At 60.0% G+C, this 21,881-nt stretch carries 24 protein-coding genes; 21 read left to right on the top strand and 3 right to left on the bottom strand.

The genetic code is table 11. The features are described 5' to 3' along the window. Positions 1-272 precede the first annotated feature (272 nt). The 14 genes from AC1RMX_RS22660 to AC1RMX_RS22725 all read left to right on the top strand — a co-directional run bounded on the left by AC1RMX_RS22660 (position 273) and on the right by AC1RMX_RS22725 (position 14,140). A complete protein-coding gene (locus tag AC1RMX_RS22660; protein ID WP_007950805.1) occupies positions 273-911 on the top strand; it encodes a TetR/AcrR family transcriptional regulator in 639 nt (212 codons plus the stop codon). 138 nt (positions 912-1,049) lie between these two features. Beyond that, on the top strand, positions 1,050-2,018 hold the full coding sequence (locus AC1RMX_RS22665; RefSeq protein ID WP_493073064.1) for a GTP 3',8-cyclase MoaA: 969 nt from the start codon (positions 1,050-1,052) through the stop codon (positions 2,016-2,018). A 120-nt stretch (positions 2,019-2,138) separates the two neighbouring features. After that, positions 2,139-2,744, top strand: a complete 606-nt coding sequence (locus AC1RMX_RS22670) for a DUF4823 domain-containing protein (protein WP_007950810.1) — start codon at positions 2,139-2,141, stop codon at positions 2,742-2,744. Between the two features lie 15 nt (positions 2,745-2,759). Next, positions 2,760-3,320: a DUF1285 domain-containing protein gene (locus tag AC1RMX_RS22675; protein WP_096820965.1), complete on the top strand. Its 561-nt coding sequence runs from the start codon at positions 2,760-2,762 to the stop codon at positions 3,318-3,320. Positions 3,321-3,421: 101 nt separating this feature from the next. Further along, positions 3,422-4,138: a FadR/GntR family transcriptional regulator gene (locus tag AC1RMX_RS22680; protein WP_007950814.1), complete on the top strand. Its 717-nt coding sequence runs from the start codon at positions 3,422-3,424 to the stop codon at positions 4,136-4,138. A gap of 25 nt (positions 4,139-4,163) precedes the next feature. After that, the gene (locus AC1RMX_RS22685) at positions 4,164-5,039 is read left to right on the top strand and encodes an SMP-30/gluconolactonase/LRE family protein (protein WP_096820967.1); all 876 of its coding nucleotides are present in this window, start codon (positions 4,164-4,166) and stop codon (positions 5,037-5,039) included. A 270-nt stretch (positions 5,040-5,309) separates the two neighbouring features. After that, the gene (locus AC1RMX_RS22690; RefSeq protein ID WP_102622546.1) at positions 5,310-6,128 is read left to right on the top strand and encodes an SDR family oxidoreductase; all 819 of its coding nucleotides are present in this window, start codon (positions 5,310-5,312) and stop codon (positions 6,126-6,128) included. A gap of 144 nt (positions 6,129-6,272) precedes the next feature. After that, positions 6,273-7,277 carry a substrate-binding domain-containing protein gene (locus tag AC1RMX_RS22695; RefSeq protein ID WP_096820969.1) on the top strand — a complete coding sequence of 335 codons (1,005 nt, stop codon included), beginning with the start codon at positions 6,273-6,275 and terminating at the stop codon, positions 7,275-7,277. Positions 7,278-7,331: 54 nt separating this feature from the next. Further along, positions 7,332-8,873, top strand: coding sequence for an L-arabinose ABC transporter ATP-binding protein AraG (gene araG, locus AC1RMX_RS22700; protein ID WP_493066357.1), 1,542 nt, complete (start codon positions 7,332-7,334; stop codon positions 8,871-8,873). A gap of 12 nt (positions 8,874-8,885) precedes the next feature. Continuing rightward, positions 8,886-9,854 (top strand): L-arabinose ABC transporter permease AraH, encoded by a 969-nt coding sequence (gene araH, locus AC1RMX_RS22705; RefSeq protein ID WP_085697229.1) that lies wholly within the window; start codon positions 8,886-8,888, stop codon positions 9,852-9,854. Positions 9,855-9,972: 118 nt separating this feature from the next. Beyond that, positions 9,973-10,686: a GntR family transcriptional regulator gene (locus AC1RMX_RS22710; protein WP_096820971.1), complete on the top strand. Its 714-nt coding sequence runs from the start codon at positions 9,973-9,975 to the stop codon at positions 10,684-10,686. Beyond that, on the top strand, positions 10,683-11,681 hold the full coding sequence (locus AC1RMX_RS22715; RefSeq protein ID WP_493073066.1) for an ADP-ribosylglycohydrolase family protein: 999 nt from the start codon (positions 10,683-10,685) through the stop codon (positions 11,679-11,681). The genes AC1RMX_RS22710 and AC1RMX_RS22715 overlap by 4 nt, the downstream gene beginning before the upstream one ends. A 70-nt stretch (positions 11,682-11,751) precedes the next feature. Next, positions 11,752-13,218, top strand: a complete 1,467-nt coding sequence (locus AC1RMX_RS22720; RefSeq protein ID WP_096820973.1) for a purine-cytosine permease family protein — start codon at positions 11,752-11,754, stop codon at positions 13,216-13,218. After that, on the top strand, positions 13,211-14,140 hold the full coding sequence (locus AC1RMX_RS22725) for a PfkB family carbohydrate kinase (RefSeq protein WP_493073068.1): 930 nt from the start codon (positions 13,211-13,213) through the stop codon (positions 14,138-14,140). Before AC1RMX_RS22720 ends, AC1RMX_RS22725 begins: the two co-directional genes overlap by 8 nt. On the opposite strand, the gene AC1RMX_RS22730 is transcribed toward AC1RMX_RS22725, so the two are convergent. The 3 genes from AC1RMX_RS22730 to AC1RMX_RS22740 form a co-directional block, all read right to left on the bottom strand. Further along, positions 14,134-14,463: a hypothetical protein gene (locus AC1RMX_RS22730; protein ID WP_096820975.1), complete on the bottom strand. Its 330-nt coding sequence runs from the start codon at positions 14,461-14,463 to the stop codon at positions 14,134-14,136. The two genes, AC1RMX_RS22725 and AC1RMX_RS22730, sit on opposite strands and share 7 nt — an antisense overlap. 82 nt (positions 14,464-14,545) lie before the next feature. After that, positions 14,546-15,742 (bottom strand): MFS transporter, encoded by a 1,197-nt coding sequence (locus tag AC1RMX_RS22735; protein WP_493073069.1) that lies wholly within the window; start codon positions 15,740-15,742, stop codon positions 14,546-14,548. Between the two features lie 111 nt (positions 15,743-15,853). Next, a complete protein-coding gene (locus tag AC1RMX_RS22740; RefSeq protein WP_096820977.1) occupies positions 15,854-16,507 on the bottom strand; it encodes an HD domain-containing protein in 654 nt (217 codons plus the stop codon). Positions 16,508-16,618: 111 nt separating this feature from the next. Here AC1RMX_RS22740 and AC1RMX_RS22745 point away from each other — a divergent pair, with 111 nt between their 5' ends. The 7 genes from AC1RMX_RS22745 (at position 16,619) to AC1RMX_RS22775 (ending at position 21,856) form a co-directional block, all read left to right on the top strand. Continuing rightward, positions 16,619-17,098, top strand: a complete 480-nt coding sequence (locus AC1RMX_RS22745) for a GNAT family N-acetyltransferase (protein WP_041475599.1) — start codon at positions 16,619-16,621, stop codon at positions 17,096-17,098. A gap of 429 nt (positions 17,099-17,527) precedes the next feature. Then, positions 17,528-18,028, top strand: a complete 501-nt coding sequence (locus tag AC1RMX_RS22750; RefSeq protein WP_493073071.1) for a hypothetical protein — start codon at positions 17,528-17,530, stop codon at positions 18,026-18,028. Between the two features lie 138 nt (positions 18,029-18,166). Next, positions 18,167-18,661, top strand: coding sequence for a hypothetical protein (locus AC1RMX_RS22755; RefSeq protein ID WP_493073072.1), 495 nt, complete (start codon positions 18,167-18,169; stop codon positions 18,659-18,661). 22 nt (positions 18,662-18,683) lie between these two features. After that, positions 18,684-19,214 (top strand): hypothetical protein, encoded by a 531-nt coding sequence (locus AC1RMX_RS22760; RefSeq protein ID WP_096820980.1) that lies wholly within the window; start codon positions 18,684-18,686, stop codon positions 19,212-19,214. Then, complete coding sequence (locus tag AC1RMX_RS22765; RefSeq protein WP_493073073.1) at positions 19,211-20,110, top strand: hypothetical protein; 900 nt, start codon at positions 19,211-19,213, stop codon at positions 20,108-20,110. The genes AC1RMX_RS22760 and AC1RMX_RS22765 overlap by 4 nt, the downstream gene beginning before the upstream one ends. Positions 20,111-20,226: 116 nt before the next feature. Beyond that, positions 20,227-21,216 carry a 2-dehydro-3-deoxygalactonokinase gene (locus tag AC1RMX_RS22770; RefSeq protein ID WP_493073074.1) on the top strand — a complete coding sequence of 330 codons (990 nt, stop codon included), beginning with the start codon at positions 20,227-20,229 and terminating at the stop codon, positions 21,214-21,216. A gap of 19 nt (positions 21,217-21,235) precedes the next feature. Further along, entirely contained in the window at positions 21,236-21,856 is a 621-nt protein-coding gene (locus AC1RMX_RS22775) for a 2-dehydro-3-deoxy-6-phosphogalactonate aldolase (RefSeq protein ID WP_096820983.1), read from the top strand. Positions 21,857-21,881: the final 25 nt, after the last annotated feature.

A 21,881-nucleotide genomic window follows, 5' to 3' on the forward strand; every position in this document is an offset into this window, starting at 1 on the left:
GCACGCGGTCCTTTGGTACCTTTACCGGCGCGACACTTGGGGGAGATGTCGCCCGACAGTTCAAGTATTGATCAGTCTGGCGTTCAGTCCAGTTGGCCGGTCGGGGTTTTTAAACAAATTTGGAATACGTTCGCTTCGGTTATGTTCTCATTCCCCCCAAAACGTTCGTGAAATGAACAAGAAACACAGATATGGTCGGATGATCCGTGCATTTTTGCGCAAGTTAGGCATAATACGCGGCTTCGAATTTTGACCCCTACAGACCTTTTCTTATGCACAAAGAACCTCGTAAGGTCCGTGAGTTTCGTCGCCGCGAGCAAGAAATTCTCGATACCGCGCTCAAGCTGTTCCTCGAACAAGGTGAAGACAGTGTCACCGTCGAGATGATTGCTGATGCCGTGGGTATCGGCAAAGGCACGATCTACAAGCACTTCAAGTCCAAGGCGGAAATCTATCTGCGCCTGATGCTCGATTACGAGCGCGACTTGAACGAGCTGTTGCATTCGGCCGATGTCGACAAGGACAAGGAAGCCCTGTCCCGTGCCTACTTTGAATTCCGCATGCGCGACCCGCAGCGCTATCGCCTGTTCGATCGCCTGGAAGAGAAGGTGGTCAAGGGCAATCAGGTCCCGGAGATGGTCGAGGAGCTGCACAAGATCCGTGCCTCGAACTTCGAACGTCTGACCCTGCTCATCAAGGGCCGCATCAGCGAAGGCAAGCTCGAAGACGTGCCGCCGTACTTCCACTACTGCGCATCCTGGGCGCTGGTGCACGGCGCTGTGGCGCTGTATCACTCGCCGTTCTGGAGCAACGTGCTGGAAGATCAGGAAGGTTTCTTCCAGTTCCTGATGGACATCGGCGTGCGCATGGGCAACAAGCGCAAGCGCGACCCTGAAACGCCAAGCAGCTGAATCATTCAGTCGCCTTATGCGCCGTGTTTTTCGCTACATGGCGCAGTACCGCAGGAATATACTCAGGCATAGGGCTTGCTAAAACTTGAATTGTGAGTCAAGTTTTAGCCGCTCGATTTTCCATCGCCGGAGTGCTTCATGATCGTTGACCGTCAAGGCAGGCGTTTTCGCAATTTGCGGATCAGTCTGACCTCCGCCTGCAATTACGCCTGTACCTACTGCGTGCCCAACGGCAAGCGGTTGGTGGCTGCGCAGGATGAACTGTCGGCCGAGGCCATGGCGCGCGGCGTTGCCTATCTGATCGAAGCCGCCGGCATCGAGCGCCTGCGCATCACTGGCGGCGAGCCGCTGGTCAGTCCCAAGCTCGAATCCTTCATGAGCGCCGTCGGCAAGATGGGCCTGGAAGACATCAGCCTGACCACCAACGGCCAGCTCCTGGCGAAAAAACTCCCGCTGCTGGTCGATGCCGGCCTGCGACGCATCAACGTTTCCCTCGATACCCTGGACGCCGGCGCGTTCCGCAGCATTGCCCGTGGCGGCGATCTGGCCACCGTGCTCGACGGCATGGATCAGGCCGCAGCGGCGGGGATGAAGATCAAGGTCAACATGGTGCCGTTGCGCGGGCAGAACCTCGACCAGGTGATGCCGCTGCTCGATTACTGCCTCGAGCGTGGCTTTGAACTGCGCTTCATCGAGCTGATGCGCATGGGCCACCTGGCCACTGATTCCAACGCCTTCCTGCAACAGTTCGTCAGCCTGCAACAGCTGCTGAGCCTGATCGGCGAACATTACGAGTACGCGCAAACCGACGCGCCGGTGGACGCCACCGCTGTTCGCTATGCAATTCCCGGTCTCGGCAACTTTGGTGTGATCGCCAACGAAAGCGTACCGTTCTGCCGAACCTGCTCGCGACTGCGCTTGTCATCCACCGGATGGCTGCATGGTTGCCTGTCATCGAGCAACCGTCACTACGTCGGTGACCTGCTCGACAAGCCGCGCCACGAGGCGCTGCCAGCGTTGCAACGATTGCTGGTCAAAGCCTTGGGCGACAAGCAGGAAGTCGCGTTCTCCGGCGGCGGCACCGTCATGAAGATCATTGGCGGCTAAATCTCTCGCCACCAAAAATCTATTTCAAACCGGATACCTGCACATTTCCAAGGACTGGCGCAAAAGCTGCATCCTACGGCCATTCGCCGGTTTTCCGTCACCGGCTTCTGGAGGATTAGGATGCGTAGCCTGGTTTTGCTGCTGGCCGTTTTGGCGCTGGGCGGCTGTATGACTGTCAGTGACATGGCCGAAGGGACTCGCTACCAGATGAGCGACGCAGGTCTGCTGGATCACAGCGACAGCCGCCGCGTAAACAATTTCCGCATTCAGCCGGATTCGTTCATCTACATCGCGCAGGGTTCGTTCGCGCCGCCGGGTGGTTCCTACCCGCGTCCCAACGTAGTGGCCGAGGAGGCCTTCAAAGGTTTCGTCGAATACTTCCCGATGGTCCGTCGCGCCCGTGCGCCGGAAGGCCTCGACCAGGCGATGGGCGAAGCCCGTGATGCCGGTGCTCACTACCTGCTGTACACCCGTTTCGCCAAGGCTGACGACCGCATCGGCAACTCCGATGAATGGCTGGATCAGGAAGCCGTGGATCGCCTCGGTATCGACGGCGGCGTGATTCAGATCATGTTGATCGAGACCAGCACCCAGTATTTGATTGATACTGCACGGATCAAGAGTCGTGGCGGTTTACTGACGTTCCACGATAACAAGCCCGAAGACCTGATCGGCCCACCGCTGGCGCAGTACGCGCGCAGCCTGCTGGGCGTCGGGGACCAGTAATTCAAGGAGTACGCCATGAGTGGCCCGCAAAAAGCCAATGACCTGTTGGGACAAATCCCCAAAACCAAAGGCTTGCCGCCGGTGCACTTGTGGAACCCGGATTTCTGCGGCGACATCGACATGCGCATCGCCCGCGACGGCACCTGGTATTACCTGGGTACACCGATCGGGCGCAAGCCGATGGTCAAGCTGTTCTCCACCATCATCCGCCGCGATGGCGATGATTATTTCCTGATTACTCCGGTGGAGAAAGTCGGGATCAAGGTCGATGACGCGCCATTCGTGGCGATTGCCGTCGAGGTGGAAGGCGAGGGTGAGGCGCAACTGCTGCGCTTTACCACTAACGTCGATGAAACCACCGAGGCCGGCCCGGAACATCCGATCCGGGTGGAGATCGATCCGACAACGCAAGAACCTGCCCCCTATGTGCATGTGCGCACCAACCTCGAAGCGCTGATCCACCGCAACGTGTTCTACCAATTGGTGGAGCTCGCAGTCAGTCGTGAAATCGATGGCCAGCGCTGGCTCGGCGTCTGGAGTGGCGGCGAGTTCTTCCGCATCGGCCTCGAACCCTAAGAAACCGCAGTCTGTGAAAGCAGGCTGCGGTTTTTTGTCGTTGACTCTCAATCGTATGATGATTAGCTTGGGCAACCACAGCGAACGGCTTCGGGGTATCCATGTCGAGCAGTTTTCACGCATCAACGGTTGACTGGCTGGGCGCCTGGATTGCCGCCGGCCAGGTAAAACCGGGGCAGGCGATCAAAGTCGAGGCCGATCTGGGCGAACAGCTCGGTGTCAGCCGCACCGTGATCCGCGAAGCGATCAAGACCCTCGTCGCCAAAGGCATGCTCGAAGTCGGGCCCAAAGTCGGCACGCGGGTGTTGCCGATCAAGCGCTGGAACCTGTTCGATCCGCAAGTCGTGGGCTGGCTGTCGCGCAGCGGCCTGCCGGAAAACTTCGTCGATGACCTGCTCGACCTGCGCCGCACCATCGAACCGATGGCGGTGCGCTGGGCCTGCGAGCGGGCGACCGTCGAACAGGTGCAAGCCGTGCAGCAGGCCTACAATGCCTTGGAGCGGGCGGTGGACAGCGGCATTGATTACAACCGCGCCGACCAGTTCTTCCACGAATGCATTCTCGCCGCCAGCCACAATCAATTCATCGAGCAAATGGTGCCGGCCCTCGGCGCGCTGCTCGCCGTGTCCTTCGAAGTGTCCGCGGCAGACCCCGACGAATTACGCCGCACACTGCCCATCCATAAAGACATGGCCGACGCCATCGCCGCTCGGGATGCCGCGCGCGGGGTATGGGCCTGCATGACCCTGATCGACAATGCCGACCTGGCCATCAAGCGGTTCTACCCGCAGGTGATGGCCGACAAAAAAGCCAGCTGACAAAAACAACAAGACAGGAGGTTGCATGACGTGGACTGCGGTGACAGAGCATCGGGCGCAACTGGGCGAAGGCCCGTTCTGGGACGCACCGACCCAGGCGCTGTACTGGGTCGACATCGCCGGCAAGCAGGCGCTGCGCCTGATCGGGCAGAACGTGCAGATCTGGCAGATGCCGGAACACGTCTCGGCGTTCATCCCCTGCGCCAGCGGCGACGCGCTGGTGACCCTGAGCAGCGGCGTCTACCGACTCGACCTGGATTCCCCCGGACTTGAGCCGCGGCTGACGCTGTTCTGCGTCGCCGACCCGCAACCGGGTAACCGCGCCAACGAAGCACGTTGCGATGGCCAGGGCCGCTTGTGGCTCGGCACCATGCAAAACAACATCGGCGAGCAGGGCGAAGATCTGCCGATCACCCGTCGTTCCGGTGGGTTGTTCCGGATTGATCCGGATAAACGAGTCACGCCGTTGCTGCGTGGCCTGGGGATTCCCAACACGCTGCTCTGGAGTGACGACGGCACCACGCTGTTGTTCGGCGATAGCCTCGACGGCACGTTGTATCGCTATTTCATCCACACCGACGGCAACCTCGACACGGCCCTGTCTTGGTACGGCGCCGATCAGAACGGTGGCCCGGACGGTTCGGCGATGGACGCCGAAGGCTACATCTGGAACGCCCGCTGGGACGGCAGCTGCCTGCTGCGCCTGACACCGGATGGCCAGATCGACCGCAAGATCGACCTGCCGATCAGCCGCCCGACCAGTTGCGTATTCGGCGGCGCCGACCTGAAAACCCTGTACATCACCAGCGCCAAAAGTCCGCTGAACCACCCGCTGGACGGCGCCGTGCTGTCGCTACGAGTGGACGTCGCAGGAAAGCTCTGTACGCGATTCGCCAGTTAAATCCCAAAATATGGGATGCAAAATTATATATTGAGATTATTTGGCGGTCGGGTTTATAGTCGGCTCCAGCAGTAACACGCACTCACACTTAAAAAGAACAAAACAGGTGAAGTGATGCAGCGAATCTCTATCGCACTCCCCAGCGGAGTCAGCGTCCCGCAACGGCCCGATGCCGTCAGCGGCGCTCGCCTGTTGTGTTCCAGAAGCCTTCCAGACCGGACATCGTCAGATGCCCGGTTTTTTTATGCTTTCCAACAGGAGTCCTGATTCATGGCTGAACCTCTGTCCCTGCCACCGGTACCCGAGCCACCGAAAGGCGAGCGCCTGAAAAACAAGGTTGTGTTGCTGACCGGCGCCGCCCAAGGCATCGGCGAAGCGATCGTCGCGACTTTCGCCTCCCAGCAGGCGAAACTGGTGATCAGCGATATCCAGGCTGAAAAAGTCGAGAAAGTCGCTGCGCACTGGCGCGAGCAGGGCGCCGATGTGCAAGCGATCAAGGCCGACGTATCGCGCCAGCAGGATCTGCACGCCATGGCCAAACTGGCCATCGAGTTGCACGGTCGTATCGACGTGCTGGTCAATTGCGCCGGGGTCAACGTGTTCCGCGATCCGCTGGAAATGACCGAAGAAGACTGGCGCCGCTGCTTTGCCATCGACCTCGACGGCGCCTGGTATGGCTGCAAGGCCGTGTTGCCGCAGATGATCGAGCAAGGCATCGGCAGCATCATCAACATTGCCTCGACCCATTCCACGAACATCATTCCCGGCTGCTTCCCGTACCCGGTGGCCAAACATGGCCTGCTCGGGCTGACCCGCGCGCTGGGCATCGAGTACGCGCCGAAGGGTATTCGCGTCAACGCCATCGCCCCGGGCTACATCGAAACCCAGCTCAACGTCGATTACTGGAACGGCTTCGCCGACCCGCACGCTGAACGCCAGCGCGCCTTTGACCTGCATCCGCCAAAACGCATCGGCCAACCGATCGAAGTGGCGATGACGGCCGTGTTCCTGGCCAGCGACGAAGCGCCGTTCATCAACGCCTCGTGCATCACCATCGATGGTGGTCGTTCGGTGATGTACCACGACTGAAAAACCGGATTCCAGGTGGCAAGGTTCGCCTGAAATCCAATCATCATACGATATGACTATTGTCCTGATGATTGACAGAAACATGCTTCGACCGCTTCAACGCTTTTCAAATAACGCTCAAGAAAAATAACAAGGAGTCTGCTTATGAAACGTCGTTTCGGGATTCGTACCCTGTGCAGTGCCGCGCTGGCGGTCACTGCGTTCAGCCTGAGCGGTTCGCTGCTGGCCGCCGATCCGGTGAAAATCGGTTTTCTGGTCAAGCAGGCCGAAGAGCCGTGGTTCCAGACCGAATGGGCCTTCGCAGAAAAAGCGGCCAAGGACAAAGGCTTCGAGCTGATCAAGATCGCCGTGCCGGACGGCGAGAAAACCCTCTCGGCCATCGACAGCCTCGCGGCCAACGGTGCCAAGGGCTTTGTGATCTGCCCGCCGGACGTATCCCTCGGCCCTGCGATCATGGCCAAGGCCAAACTCAATGACCTGAAAGTGATTGCCGTGGACGACCGTTTCGTCGACGCCAACGGCAAGTTCATGGAAGAGGTGCCGTACCTCGGCATGGCCGCGTTCGAAGTCGGCCAGAAGCAGGGCGCCGCCATGGCCGCCGAAGCGAAAAAACGCAACTGGGACTGGAAAGACACCTACGCCGTTGTGAACACCTACAACGAACTCGACACCGGCAAGAAGCGCACCGACGGCTCGATGAAAGCGCTTGAAGATGCCGGCCTGCCGAAAGAGCACATCCTGACCGCCGCCCTGAAAACCCTCGACGTACCGGGCAGCATGGACGCCACCAACTCGGCGCTGGTCAAGCTGCCGGGCGCGGCGAAGAACCTGATCATCGGCGGCATGAACGACAACACCGTGCTCGGCGGCGTGCGCGCCACCGAAGCCGCCGGGTTTGCCGCCGCCAACGTGATCGGCATCGGCATCAACGGCACCGACGCGATCGGCGAGCTGAAAAAGCCCAACAGCGGCTTCTACGGTTCGATGCTGCCGAGCCCGCACATCGAGGGCTACAACACCGCGAGCATGATGTACGAGTGGGTCACCACCGGCAAAGAGCCGCCGAAGTACACCGCGATGGACGACGTCACCCTGATCACCCGCGAGAACTTCAAGCAAGAGCTGGAAAAGATCGGCCTGTGGAACTGACGGCAGCGGCGGCCCGGGCAACCGGGCTGTCATCGGTGTGAAGAGGTGGCTTAAATGCACGCGCAAGTACAAACACAACAACACAGTGCCGGCAGTCTGCGCTTCAACGGGATCGGCAAGACCTTCCCCGGGGTGAAGGCGCTGGACGGCATCAGCTTCGTCGCCCATCCCGGGCAGGTGCACGCCTTGATGGGCGAGAACGGCGCCGGCAAATCGACGCTGCTGAAAATCCTCGGTGGCGCCTACATTCCCAGCAGCGGCCAGCTGCAGATCGGCGAACGGACGATGGCCTTCAAGTCCACCGCTGACAGCATCGGCAGCGGCGTGGCGGTGATTCACCAGGAGCTGCATCTGGTGCCGGAAATGACCGTGGCCGAGAACCTGTTCCTCGGCCACCTGCCGGCCAGTTTCGGTCTGATCAATCGCGGTGCGCTGCGTCAGCAAGCCTTGGCTTGTCTCAAAGGTCTGGCCGATGAAATCGATCCGCAGACCAAGGTCGGGCGCCTGTCCCTCGGCCAGCGGCAACTGGTGGAAATCGCCAAGGCGTTGTCCCGTGGTGCCCATGTGATTGCCTTCGATGAACCGACCAGCAGCCTCTCGGCTCGGGAAATCGACCGGTTGATGGCGATCATCGGCCGGCTGCGCGACGAGGGCAAAGTGGTGCTCTACGTCTCCCATCGCATGGAAGAAGTGTTCCGCATCTGCGACGCGGTCACGGTGTTCAAGGACGGTCGCTACGTACGTACCTTCGAGGACATGAGTCAGTTGACCCACGATCAACTGGTGACTTGCATGGTCGGGCGCGACATTCAGGACATCTACGATTATCGCGGTCGCCCGCGCGGAGCCGTGGCGCTGAGAGTCGATGGATTGCTCGGCCCGGGCCTGCGTGAGCCGATCAGTTTCGATGCGCACAAAGGCGAAATCCTTGGCCTGTTCGGACTGGTCGGGGCAGGGCGCACCGAGCTGTTCCGGTTGCTCAGTGGCCTGGAACGCAACACCGCCGGGCGCCTGGAATTGCGTGGCCATGAACTGAAGCTGCGTTCGCCCCGCGATGCGATTGCCGCCGGGATTCTGCTGTGCCCGGAGGACCGCAAGAAGGAAGGCATTATCCCGCTCGCCAGCGTCGCCGAGAACATCAACATCAGTGCGCGCGGCGCGAACTCAGGGCTCGGTTGCCTGCTGCGCGGGATCTGGGAAAAGGGCAACGCCGACAAACAGATCAAGGCCCTGAAAGTGAAAACGCCCCACGCCGGACAACAGATCAAGTTCCTCTCCGGCGGCAACCAGCAGAAGGCGATTCTCGGCCGCTGGCTGTCGATGCCGATGAAAGTCCTTCTGCTCGACGAGCCGACCCGGGGCATCGATATCGGCGCCAAGGCCGAGATCTATCAGATCATCCATAACCTGGCCGCCGACGGCATTTCGGTGATCGTGGTGTCCAGCGATCTGATGGAAGTGATGGGCATTTCCGACCGCATTCTGGTGTTGTGCGAGGGCGCCCTGCGTGGCGAAGTCAGCCGCGACCAGGCCAATGAATCCAACCTGCTGCAACTGGCTTTGCCGCGCCACCGCGCTGACGGCGTGGCGAACTGAGAGGTGACTATGATGACAACCCAAAACGAAACCCTGCCGACCGCGCGCAAACCGCTGGATATGCGGCGCTTCCTCGATGACTGGGTGATGTTGCTGGCGGCGGTCGGGATCTTCCTCGCCTGCACCTTGCTGATCGACAACTTCCTCTCGCCGCTGAACATGCGTGGCCTGGGCCTGGCGATTTCCACCACCGGGATTGCCGCGTGCACCATGTTGTATTGCCTGGCGTCGGGGCATTTCGACTTGTCGGTGGGTTCGGTGATTGCCTGCGCCGGGGTGGTTGCGGCGGTGGTGATGCGCGATACCAACAGCGTGTTTCTCGGCGTCAGCGCCGCGCTGGTAATGGGGCTGATCGTCGGTTTGATCAACGGTATCGTGATCGCCAAGTTGCGGGTCAACGCGTTGATCACGACGCTGGCGACCATGCAGATTGTCCGTGGCCTGGCCTACATTTTTGCCAACGGCAAAGCGGTGGGCGTATCGCAGGAATCGTTCTTCGTGTTCGGCAACGGTCAGTTGTTCGGCGTACCGGTGCCGATCCTGATCACCATTGTCTGCTTCCTGTTTTTCGGCTGGTTGCTGAACTACACGACCTACGGGCGCAACACCATGGCCATCGGCGGCAACCAGGAAGCGGCGTTGCTGGCGGGGGTGAATGTCGATCGCACGAAGATCATCATCTTCGCCGTGCATGGAGTGATCGGTGCGCTGGCGGGGGTGATTCTGGCGTCGCGGATGACGTCCGGGCAGCCGATGATCGGGCAGGGTTTTGAGCTGACGGTGATTTCGGCTTGCGTGCTGGGCGGGGTGTCGCTGAGCGGCGGGATCGGGATGATTCGGCATGTGATTGCCGGGGTGTTGATTCTGGCGATTATCGAGAATGCGATGAACCTGAAGAATATCGACACGTTTTATCAGTATGTGATTCGAGGTTCGATTTTGCTGTTGGCTGTTGTGATCGACCGTCTGAAACAGCGCTGAGATCAATATTCTGCTGACCCTCTCCTTTGGGAGAGGGTGTCTCCAGTACTACGCCTTTTGTCACCTTCCCCAAAAATTACCTTGCTCGTCCCAACCCGTTTCGGTTATCACTTTGTACATGATTAGACAGGTACGATTTGACAAGAAACAACGGGTGGTCGACGAGCTCGTCCGACGCATCGAAAGCGGCCTCATGGAGGACGGCTTTCTGTTGCCCGGCGAGCATCAGTTGGCTCAGGAATTCAACGTCAGCCGTGGCACGTTGCGCGAAGCGCTGGCCGAACTGAAACGGCGCAATTACATCGCCACGCAAAGCGGGGTCGGTTCCATCGTCACGTTCGACGGTGTGGTGCTCGATCAGCGCAGCGGCTGGGCCCAGGCCCTGGCCGACAGCGGGGCGTTCATCAACACCGAAGTGCTGCGCCTGGAAGCCGTGACCCGGCCCGATCTGCTGCCGCGCTTCGGCACCGACCAATTCATCACTCTCGATCGTCGTCGCCGTTCCAACGATGGCACGCTGGTGTCGCTCGAACGCTCATTGATGCCCGCCACCGGAGGCCTGGAAAGCCTGCCGCGTGTCGGCCTGATCGACAATTCGCTGACCGTTACCCTGGCGGCCTACGGCTACATCGGCGAGCGCGGCGATCAGTGGATCGGCGCCGAACCGCTCAACGCTGTAGACGCCGAGCTGCTCGGCCGTCCGGAAGGCACGGTGTTCCTCAAGGCACTGCGCACCACCTACGACCGACAGAACCGCTTCATGGAACTGGTCGAAAGCCTGCTTGATCCGGTGCATTTCCGTCTGCACCTGCAATTTGGAGAATCGAAATGACCGCCCTCGACCGTGCCCTGGGCGCGTTTTATGGCCTGGCCCTCGGCGATGCGCTGGGCATGCCGACGCAATCCCTGAACCGCGAAACGATCAGGCAGCGCTTCGGCCAGATCACCGACCTGCAAGACGCCGGCCCCTTGCAACCGATTGCCGCGAACATGCCCAAAGGCTCGATCACCGATGACACTGAACAGGCGATTCTGGTGGGCGAGTTGCTGGTCGAAGGCAAGGGCCGGATCGAGCCGGCGGTACTCGCGCAACGGCTGATCGAATGGGAAGCCGAGATGCAGGCCAAGGGCTCGCAGGACTTGCTCGGCCCATCGACCAAACGTGCGATCGAAATGATCCTCGCCGGCCATTCGCCGGAAGAGGCCGGGCGCTACGGCACCACCAACGGCGCGGCGATGCGCATCACCCCGGTGGGGATCGCCGCCGATGTCGCCGACTCCGAGCGTTTTATCGCGGCGGTGGTGCAGGCGTGTCAGGTCACTCACAACACCACGCTGGGGATTTCCAGCGCGGCAGCAGTGGCGGCGGTGGTCTCGGCCGGCATCAACGGTCTGGATCTGGGCGAGGCGCTGAACCTCGGCCAGCAGATTGCCCAGCAAGCGGAAGCGCATGGGCACTGGGTGGCCGGTGGGCGCATCGCGTCGCGGATCAGTTGGGCGCGCAGCATCAGCGTTGAAAGCGACCCGGTGCTGCTCGCGGATCTGCTGTACGACGTGATCGGTACATCGGTGGCCTCGCAGGAATCGGTGGTGGTGTCGTTCGCCCTCGCGCAGCAAGTCGCGGTCGGTGAAATGACGCCGTTCGACGCGCTGTGCATGGCCGCCAGCCTGGGTGGCGACACCGACACCATCGCGGCGATTCTCGGCGCCATGCTTGGGGCCTGCCTGGGTCTTCAGAGCTGGCCGGCGGCGATGATTGAAATCGTCAAAACCGTCAATGATCTGGAGCTGGAACCGTTGGTGAAAGGACTCCTCGCGCTGCGCTGAAACGCCGCCCGCCACACGTCAACCATCTGTCTTGCCGACAACCACAACAATGGCAACAGGAGTATCTCTCATGAGTTCATCGAACGCCGGGCAAAGCGCCGGGCAACTGGAAACCCGTGGCATCGAACCGGTGCCGGAAGGCGAGTGCAACGGTCATCCGCTACAGCTGTTCTGGGTCTGGTTTGCGGCCAACATTTCCATCCTCGGCCTGCCGCTGGGCGCCACGCTGGTTGCGTTTCGCGGCCTGGCGATCTGGCAGGCGATCATTGTTGCGATTCTCGGCGCTGCCGGTTCGTTCGCGGTGGTGGGGATCATCTCGATTGCCGGCCGTCGCGGTCGTGCGCCGAGCCTGACCCTGTCGCGGGCGATCTTCGGTGTGCGCGGCAATATCGGCCCGACGCTGGTGTCGCTGATGTCGCGCCTGGGCTGGGAAACCGTCAACACCACTACCGCGGCGTTCGTGCTGTTGTCGTTGTGCTCGATCCTGTTCGGCTCGCCGGTAGAAGCCAAAAGCGCGCCGGTGTTGACCCTGGTCTTCATCGCGATTTTCGTGCTGCTGACCTTGTCGGTGTCCGGCCTCGGCCACGCCACTTTGCTGGTAATCCAGAAGTGGGCGACCTACGTGTTCGGCGCGCTGAACATTCTGGTCGGCGGCTTCCTCTGCGCGACCATTGACTGGAGCGCGGTGTTCAACGCCACGCCAGCACCAATGAGCGCGATGATCATCGGTATCGGCACCATGGCGGCCGGCACCGGGATCGGCTGGGCCAACGCCGGCGCCGACATGTCGCGCTATCAGCATCGCAGCGTCAAAGCCGTGCGCCTGGTGGCTTCGGCGGCGTTCGGTGCGGGGATTCCGCTGGTGTTGCTGATCACCCTCGGTGGCCTGCTGTCGGTGGGCAACAACGATCTGGCATCGGCGACCGACCCGATCGTGGCGATCCGCGACATGCTGCCGACCTGGATGGCCGTGCCGTACCTGATCACCGCATTCGGTGGCTTGCTGTTATCGAACAACCTGTCGGTGTACTCCGCCGGTCTGACCACGCTGACCCTCGGCCTGAAGGTCAAACGCGTTTACGCGGTAGTGGTCGATATCGTCGCGATCTTCGCCGGTTCGATCTATTTCATGCTGATCGCCGACAGTTTCTACGGTCCGTTCATTACCTTCATTTCTCTGCTGGCGGTGCCGATCACCGCGTGGGTCGGGATCTTCGTGGTCGACCTGATTCACCGTCACTACTACAGCCCGAAAGACCTGCTCGACGTCAGCCCGAGCAGCGCCTACTGGTACAGCGGCGGCATCGAGTGGCGCGCATTCGGTGCGTGGGCGATTGCCATCGTGCTGGGTTTCAGTTTCACCACCATCGGTACGACCGCCGAAAATGTCTGGTTCAAGGGCTTCCTGTCCGACTCATGGCTGGGCCACAACGGCCTCGGCTGGATCGTGACGTTTGTGGTCGCCGGAGGCCTGTACTTCGTACTCGGCGGGGCGAAAGACCGCCGCGCCGCGCAAGTTGAGAACGCTCATGCCTAAGATGTTGCACACCGGCCAGGTCATCATCGACCTGGTCATGGCCGTGGAGGCTCTGCCGCAAATCGGCGGCGACGTGCTGGCGCAGTCCGCCAGTTTCGAAGCCGGTGGCGGCTTCAATGTGATGGCTGCCGCCGCGCGCAACGGCTTGCCGGTGGTCTATCTGGGTCGCCACGGCAACGGTCGTTTCGGTGATCTGGCGCGGCAGGCGATGCACGCCGAGGGCATCCGCGTCGGCATCGAGCAGCCTGCAGAGCGCGACACCGGCATCTGCGTGGCGCTGACCGATGCGTCGGCCGAGCGCAGTTTCATTTCCTACATCGGCGCCGAAGGTGAAGTGACGGCGGCGGAGCTGAACAGCGTTGCAGCCGAGGCGGGCGACTATGTCTACGTCAGCGGCTACAGCCTGCTGCACAGCGGCAAGGCCCAGGCGTTGCTGGACTGGACGCTGGCGTTGCCGAAGACGATCAACGTGGTGTTCGATCCGGGCCCGCTGGTGGAATCGCCGGACTCACCGATGATGCAGGCGTTGCTGCCGCGCATCGACGTGTGGACCAGCAACAGCGTCGAAGCCTTGCGCTTCACTGGCGCGACGGACATCGAAACCGCGCTGGACCGGTTGGCCGTGCACCTGCCGCAGGGTGTGCTGATGGTGGTGCGCGACGGGCCGCAGGGTTGCTGGATTCATCAGCACGGCGAGCGCCGGCATGTGCCGGGTTTCAAGGTGCAGGCGGTGGACAGCAACGGCGCGGGCGATGCCCATGCCGGCGTGTTCGTTGCCGGCCTGGCGCAAGGGCTGGCGGCTGATGAAGCCGCGAGGCGCGCCAATGCTGCAGCGGCGTTGGCCGTGACCCGTTGGGGGCCGGCGACTGCACCGGGCACAGCCGAAGTCGATGCGCTGATCCGCGAATCTTCCGCCTACTGACCGGCACCTTCTGAACCCGAACCACCGGTAGTGGTTTTCGAGCCCATACCGGAGCCGGAATTGTCCGGCGGAACGGGATTACCCTGAGTGCCGCCCTGACGTCCCGGATCATTGCCCTGGGTGCGTGGGTCGGTGCCGGTGGCGGGCGGCAGGGCGTTCTCGACGCCCGAGCCATCGGTGTTCATGCCGGGCGCACTCTGGATGGCCGGGGCCTTCGGGCGTTCGACCGGATCGGTGGGGCCGGTGCCCGTGGCGGTCGCGGCGAATGCCACGGGGCAGAGCAGCGTGGCAAACACGAAAGCAGTCAACCTTGACGAGATCATGGTGTGTCTCCAGTGATTGGAATCCTTACCTGATCTTGGTCCGCCCTCGCGTGGCATAGGTGCCGATTGAATGACGAACGGTTCAGTTCGTCAGTGCGCTTTCTACCGTCATCCGCCGCCAGAACAGGCGGCCGAGGGTGATCGACCAGTTCAACGCCGCCACCGCCAACACCGTCAGCAACAACGTCGCCATGCCGTGCTCGACGATGATTTTTCCGGCCAGCAGCGGAAAGCCGAATACTCCGATGAAGTACGCCAGACTGAACAGCAGCAACGCCTGCGACGTGGTACCGGCCGGTGCCTCGTTGGCCGCCAGCCCATTGATCACCGAGTAGGTAAGGCCGTAACCGACACCGAGCATCACCGCCGCCAGCAGATAGCTGATCCCGTTCTGGACGCCGAACGCGAAGAGCACGATCGAGCCCAGCATCAACCCCGACAACAGACACGACGCGCGCAGCGGATCACGCTTGACCACATAACCTGCGATCAACATCCGGCTGCTGATCGCAGCGCTCATGAAGCCCAGGAAGAACAGCGAATAATCCAGCGAACGGGCGGCGGCATAGCTGGTCTGGAAACTCGACAGCCCGCCGAACACGCAACCGCCGAGGCCGACCATGATGATCGGAAACACCGCGCGAGAGCCGAGCACCTGAGTAGTCGCCTGCCAGGAAATTCGCGCTGCCGATGTCGCCTGTGTGCCTTTCAATCGAGCGCCGAGACGCCAGAACAGCAGCACGCCGATCAGGCTCGCCCCGGCTGCCAGATAGAACGCCGACGTCACCGGCAAGCCCAGCGCACTCGCTGCACGCCCGAGCAACGGGCCGCTGCCGATCCCGGTCATCATGCTGCCGGACAGCAGCGCAAAGTATTTCGCCCGCTGTGCCGGGCTCACCAGACTGGCGACGATGATCGGCCCCAGCGTGTAGAACACGCCCCAGCCCAAACCAAGCAGCAATCCGAAAAACAGCAGCCAATGGCCGAACCCCGGCGTCATCGCAAACCCCAGGCTCGCCGCCACCAGCAACAGCCCGAACAGCGCAATCGAACGCGCCGCGCCCAGCCAGTCGGACAAATGCCCTGACACCAGCACTGCAACGAATGTGCTGAGCATCGCTGCGCTGATCACGCTGCCGGCATCGTGCTCGTTGCCGCCGCGTGAACCGATCAGTAGCGAGAGCAAGAATGTCGCGCCGTAGGACAGCGACAGCAGATAACTGGCGAGGCAAAACAGGCCGAACAGTTTGCCCGAGACCTGGGGTGTTGCTTGAGGCATGACGCGGTTCCTTGACCGGAAAAATTGAGCGTCATCTATCTAACACGGCAGGTCCGTGGCTTAGGTCTGAGCTTGGCGAACTCAGGATCGTGAATGACCGGAGTAACGCTTTCAGACGACGCCGATCTCTTCCTTGAACTGCTCCATGAAACCCTTCAGACGTTGATGACGAATCCGTGCCAGATGTTGACCGGCAGTAGTCTGGAAACCGTCGGCGAGGTGCAGCAGTTTGGTCTGGAAATGATCGAGGCAGAATCGCTTGTCGTCGTAGTCCCTTTCCCGAGCCTCGGGATCGTGCGGGTCGTACAGCGAGCTGCCCATGCGCCCGGCGATGTAGAAGGTGCGGGCGACACCAAGCATACCGAGGGAGTCGAGGCGGTCGGCGTCCTGCATCAGACGTGCTTCGAGGGTTAGCGGGGTGATGTTGGCGGAAAAGCTGTGGGCTTCGATGGCGTGGATCACTGCACTGATTTTTTCTTCGGGCCAGTTCAGGTTTGCCAGCACCGTTGATGCTTTTTCCGCCGCCAGGCGCGATGCCTGTGAACGCAGTGGCGAGTTCTTTTCCACGGCCACACAATCGTGCAGCAGCACCGCTGCCAGAAGGACTTCAAGATCGCCGCCTTCCTCGGCCTGCAAGGTGCGCGCGTTATGCCAGACCCGTTGCAGATGTGACAGGTCATGAGCGCCGTCCTCCGACGGTTCCAGGGCGTGGGGCAGCAGTTCGGCGGCGAGTTCCGCGAGGGGCGAGAAAGCGAAGTTTTTCATGGGCGTCCTTTCGAGTGTTCGGCGGCGCTAGCCTAATCTGTGGATTGCCATGTGACGAGCGCCGCGCGCCGCCTTAGTATGGCGTTTTCCTTTTTCCGACAAGGCCCGTCCATGACGATCGAAATCCGCCCGGCGACCCCCAGCGATGCACCGCAAATCCTCGCGTTCATCACTGAACTTGCAGACTTCGAAAAGGCCCGTCACGAAGTCATCGCCAGCGTCGCCGACATCGAGCGCAGCCTGTTCAGCGAAGGCGCCACCGCCCACGGCCTGATCTGCCTGCGCGATGGTCTGCCGATCGGTTTTGCGGTGTTCTTCTTCAGTTATTCGACCTGGCTGGGCAGCAACTGCCTGTACCTCGAAGACCTCTACATCACCCCGGAACAACGGGGCGGCGGCGCCGGTAAAACGTTGCTGCGCCACCTCGCAAAAATCGCCTGCGCCAACGACTGCGGCCGCTTCGAATGGAGCGTGCTGGACTGGAACACCCCGGCCATCGAATTCTACAAATCCCTCGGCGCCCAGCCGCAGGAAGAGTGGGTGCGCTATCGCATGGATGGCAAGGTATTGCGCGAATTTGCCGAGGGCTGAGTAAATAGCGGAAATCTGGCTGCTGATTCGATTGTCCAATCCGCTCTAGTCCGGCATCCTGTGCGCCATTTTTGCGCGCTCACGGACGACACCTGCAATGCCTCTGGCACTCTTTCTCCACGCCCGTGGAGCCCTCGCTGCGTCAACGAGTGACCGGCGTTGAGCGGACTACGGGCGTCGATCCGCCTGTTCGGTCTGGTCAGAAACCTCGGTTCCTCCGATAACCCGCACCGCCCACCGGTGGACATTCTCTGCACCATCACCCCCTCGGTGGCAAAGCCATCCGTGCGTTTGTCTCGTGCCTCGATGTCGCGATGCTCGACAGCACCGGCGGACACGGCAATGTCGTGGTCGGTGGGTCGGGGAAGGTGATTATTGGAAGGTCAAGGATCGTAATTTTTCTGACTTTATTGTGGGCATGGGGGAGCAATGAAACGTTTTTTTGTCATTTTATTTGCAACGATTTTTTCTGTTTCATATTCCACCAATCATGGGCGACCCACCGCCACGCTGCATTTTGGAACTGTTGAGATAACGCCGAGTGGCTTCGGCTTTCTGATGACTTTTACCAGCGATATCGATCTTTTGGCCTTGTTCGGTCCCGCCATTGGGGAAGGTCTCGTATGTGCGCTGGAAGATGATCAGGATTTTTCAATTGGGCATTATTTGAAGCGCTCCGGACGCGGTAGTGTGAGACTTATCGATGACACTACGGGAGGGCATTACGAATCAAAGGTTATTTTTCGCGAGGCAGGAGAGTTGCAAGGGCAGGAAAATATTCTGGGGGGCAAGGCGTTGCGTGATGTATTGGTCAAGAGGAAATTTATAGTATGTGCTTTTAGAGTTAACACTACCGGCAATAGAACGTATGTTTCTAACGTCATGCATGTTCCAGCTTCCGATCTAGTGCAAGCGATTGATGCACATTAAAAACCTTGCTGGCTGAGTATTCCCGCGCAATGCCTCAGTCACTTTCTCGCGCCTCTGTCGTTTTCCGGTGACCACGGAGTAGCCCATCAAGCGCCTGTTGCACGCAAATTCAGAAACGCACAAAAAGGTTGAATTTTTATGAGATGGGTATGTTTTCTCGCTTTGATGTTAGTGCTTTCAGCCTGCTCCCTGAATCATGGTCGACCTATTGCAACTCTGCAAATTTCAAAGGTTGAGCAACTCCGCAATACCGGGATTTATCAGATTTACTTTGCGTCGGATATCGATCTTCTCGGTTTGTTCAAGTCGTCCATTGGTCAAGGCCTGATTTGCTCGCTGAGCGATGATCTGGATTTTTCTCAAGCACATCATATAAAGCAATCGGGATTTGGTCTGGTTGAGGAAGTATCGGCCGAGCCGGGGCTTTACAGGGCTGACGTCATTTTTAGTGAGTCTGAAAAAAGTAGTGGTGGTGAGCGATATCTGCAAGGAGATACTTTGGCCCCTTTCTTGATGAAAAAAGACTCGATCGCTTGTTTGTTTCGGGTTCATTCCACGACGTACACGACTTACTTCTCTAACGTGATGAAAGTGCCTAGCAAGGAATTGCTGAAAGCTAACGCTGAGTACTGATTGTAATTAACAGGATTTTCCCTTGAAGAAATATATAGTTGTAGGTTTGTTATTTTTGTGCGGTGCTTGCACGCAAAATCCACCGGTGCCGCCCATTGATATACAGTTTGAGTCTGTAAGCTATGTGCCTGATTACGCACGCTTTGATGTCCGGTTTTCTTCGGATAAGGATTTGCTGAAATTCTTCGATACCCATGCAGGTAGAAACCAAACCTATGAAGGGTTTGCGTGCTATCTGGGCGCAAAAGTGGAACTCTTTGAAAGGCAGGGTGAGTCAGACTATCTGGATGGCATGATGGTTGAAGTTGATCGTACGGACTCACAGACCAGGCATCAGTACTCGGCGGAACTGAATGCGATTCATACCGACCATGAGACCGGCTCGAATACTTTCATTTCTTCGAAAGATCTTTTGGCGTTGTTGAATGCTCGCAATGCTTTGGCATGCCGGTTTTATGCCTCCGCTTATGGCTATGGAGTTTACTACTCAAGACCAATGGGTGTTCCAGCCTCCGATTTTGTTCGCGTTCTGACCAAGGAGGAGGAACGTTGAACTTTCGTATTTGCAAATGGTTGCTGTTGAGCAGTTTCTTGATGTGTTCGTCCTGCCTGCATCTCGACGTTCCACCTGCCAGGCTTGAATTTGTCTCGATCAATCACGCATTTTCTTCCTTGTACGATCTGCGTTTCACCTCTGACCGAAACCTCATCGATTTGTATGAAGTGCATGGACAGAGCGGCCAGATTGGAACCTCGATTCATTGCTCGCTGAAGGGTGACCTGAATTTTTCCGTCGAACATCAGATCGCTCTGGAAGCTTCGGGGACGGTCAGTGAAATGCGTTTGATCGAAGGCGACCGCCGGTATGAGATGTTTGCAAGGATCAACCTGAAGAATCACGCCCTCAACGACGGCCGGGAGTGGGTCAGGCCCGTTGAGTTGGTGCAGATCCTCAAGCCGCAGGAATACATTCCGTGCAAGGTGGTGATCACCGCGTTTCCGTATGTCGCCTACTACTCAAGAGTCATGTACATCCCCACGTCGCGATTCATTGCCCAGTTGGAAAACCCTCGGGTGGCACCGTCGCGTGTCTCGCTTAAACCCTCTGACCAGCCGCGTTCATTGCTGCCACTTGCGTCGGTGTGCATCGTGCGTTGGCGTTATGAGTTGGCAGCAGGATATGACCGGATCGACAGTCTCGGGCTATGCAGTGATGTGCCCTATGCCGGAATGTTGGCCTCCTTTGCGCCGAACAATACGAAATTGCGGATTGTTGCCGGAGCAGAGGGAACGCCTGCACCCCAGGTGGCGTACATCATCATTCGAGGAGACGGGCGTCAGGAGCCAGGCATAGCCGACGAGAAGGGGCGTACACATGAGGTGGGAGCGAGTGAGCATGAATCTTTGAGCGTCATCCTCAACAAGCACCTGGATCCTGTCGAGCGATAGACGCCTTGGATTGAACGCGTCCCAAAATATGGGATGTAAAATTACATATTGAGATTTTCCACTTGAGAGGTCTATAGTCCAGCTCACTCACTGCCAATAACAAAACAGGTGAAGCGATGCTGGCGCAATTGATCGCGCTCGATTGGGGGACGACCTCCCTACGTGCATACAAACTCGCGGCGGGCGGGCAGGTGCTGGCGCAGCGGTCGCTGTCGTTCGGGATCATGCAGTTGCCGAAGACGCCGCGGGTCATCAACGGTCGTGAATGCGCCGACGGTTTTGAGTTGGCATTCGATGAGGCGTGCGGCGACTGGCTCGATGCGCAACCCGACTTGCCAGTGATCGCCTGCGGCATGGTCGGCAGCGCTCAGGGTTGGCGCGAAGCGTCCTACCGCGATACGCCGGCGAACGTCGCCGATCTCGGAAAATCCCTGCAAACCGTTCGCAGTCTTCGCGGTGTCGATGTGCACATCGTGCCGGGTGTGATTCAGCGCTCGACGCTGCCGAACGTAATGCGCGGCGAAGAAACCCAGGTCCTCGGCGTCCTGCAGAATCTGCCGGTCGAGGCGGGCAAAGATCTGTTGATCGGCCTGCCGGGCAGTCATTCGAAATGGGTGGAAGTGGCCGATGGCTGCATCACTCGTTTCGACACCTTCATGACCGGCGAGGTGTTCGCCGTGCTCAGTGAACACAGCATTCTCGGCCGTACCCAACAGCACAGCGCGACGTTCGATGCCGAGGCGTTTGATCGCGGCGTGCAGGTGGCGTTGTCGTCGGAAGGCGAGATCGGCGCGCTGTCGACCCTGTTCAGCGCCCGCAGCCTGGGCCTGACCGGTGAACTCAGCGCCACCGCGCAACCGGACTATCTGTCCGGCCTGCTGATCGGCCACGAGCTGACAGCGTTGGCCACCGTGCAACGGCGCCGTCGCAACAGCGCGCAGCTTCCTTCGATCATCCTCATCGGCAACGCGCAGTTGTGCGCCCGCTACAGCCGTGCGCTCGACGCCTGTGGTTTCGCCCGGGTGACCCTGGCCGAGCAGGCCACCGAGCGTGGGCTGTGGCAATTGGCGCTTGCCGCCGGACTGATCGATTCCTCATCCCGTTAACCCTGACTGGAGGCCTGACATGCTCAAGCAAGCACTGGCGCAAAACGGTCTGATCGCGATCCTGCGCGGCCTGCATCCGCAGGAAGCCGCCGCTGTCGGAGAAGTCCTGTATGCCGCCGGATTTCGCGTCATCGAAGTACCGCTCAATTCCCCCGCGCCGTACGAAAGCATTCGCATCCTGCGTAAGACCCTGCCCGCTGATTGCCTGATCGGTGCCGGCACGGTGCTGACCCCGGAACAGGTCGAACTGGTGAAGGAGGCCGGCGGCCAGGTCATCGTCATGCCCCACAGCGATGCCAAGGTATTGCGAGCGGCGAAAGCGGCGGGGCTGTACCTGTCGCCGGGCGTCGCCACGCCGACCGAAGCCTTTGCGGCGCTGGAGGAGGGCGCGGACATTCTCAAGCTGTTCCCGGCCGAGCAGATGGGGCCGGCAGTGGTGAAAGCGTGGCTGGCGGTGCTGCCGGTCGGGACGATTCTGGCGCCGGTCGGCGGCATTACCCCGGACAACATGCAGGCGTTCATCGACGCCGGCGTCAAAGGCTTCGGTCTTGGTTCCGGGCTGTTCAAACCGGGCATGACGACTGAGCAAGTGGCGGCCAATGCCAAGGCCTACGTGGCGGCCTGGAAAGCCCTTCGCTAAGACTTTTTGGCGCTGCGTGCGCTGC

Source organism: Pseudomonas sp. GW822-FHT03F04, assembly GCF_058801405.1.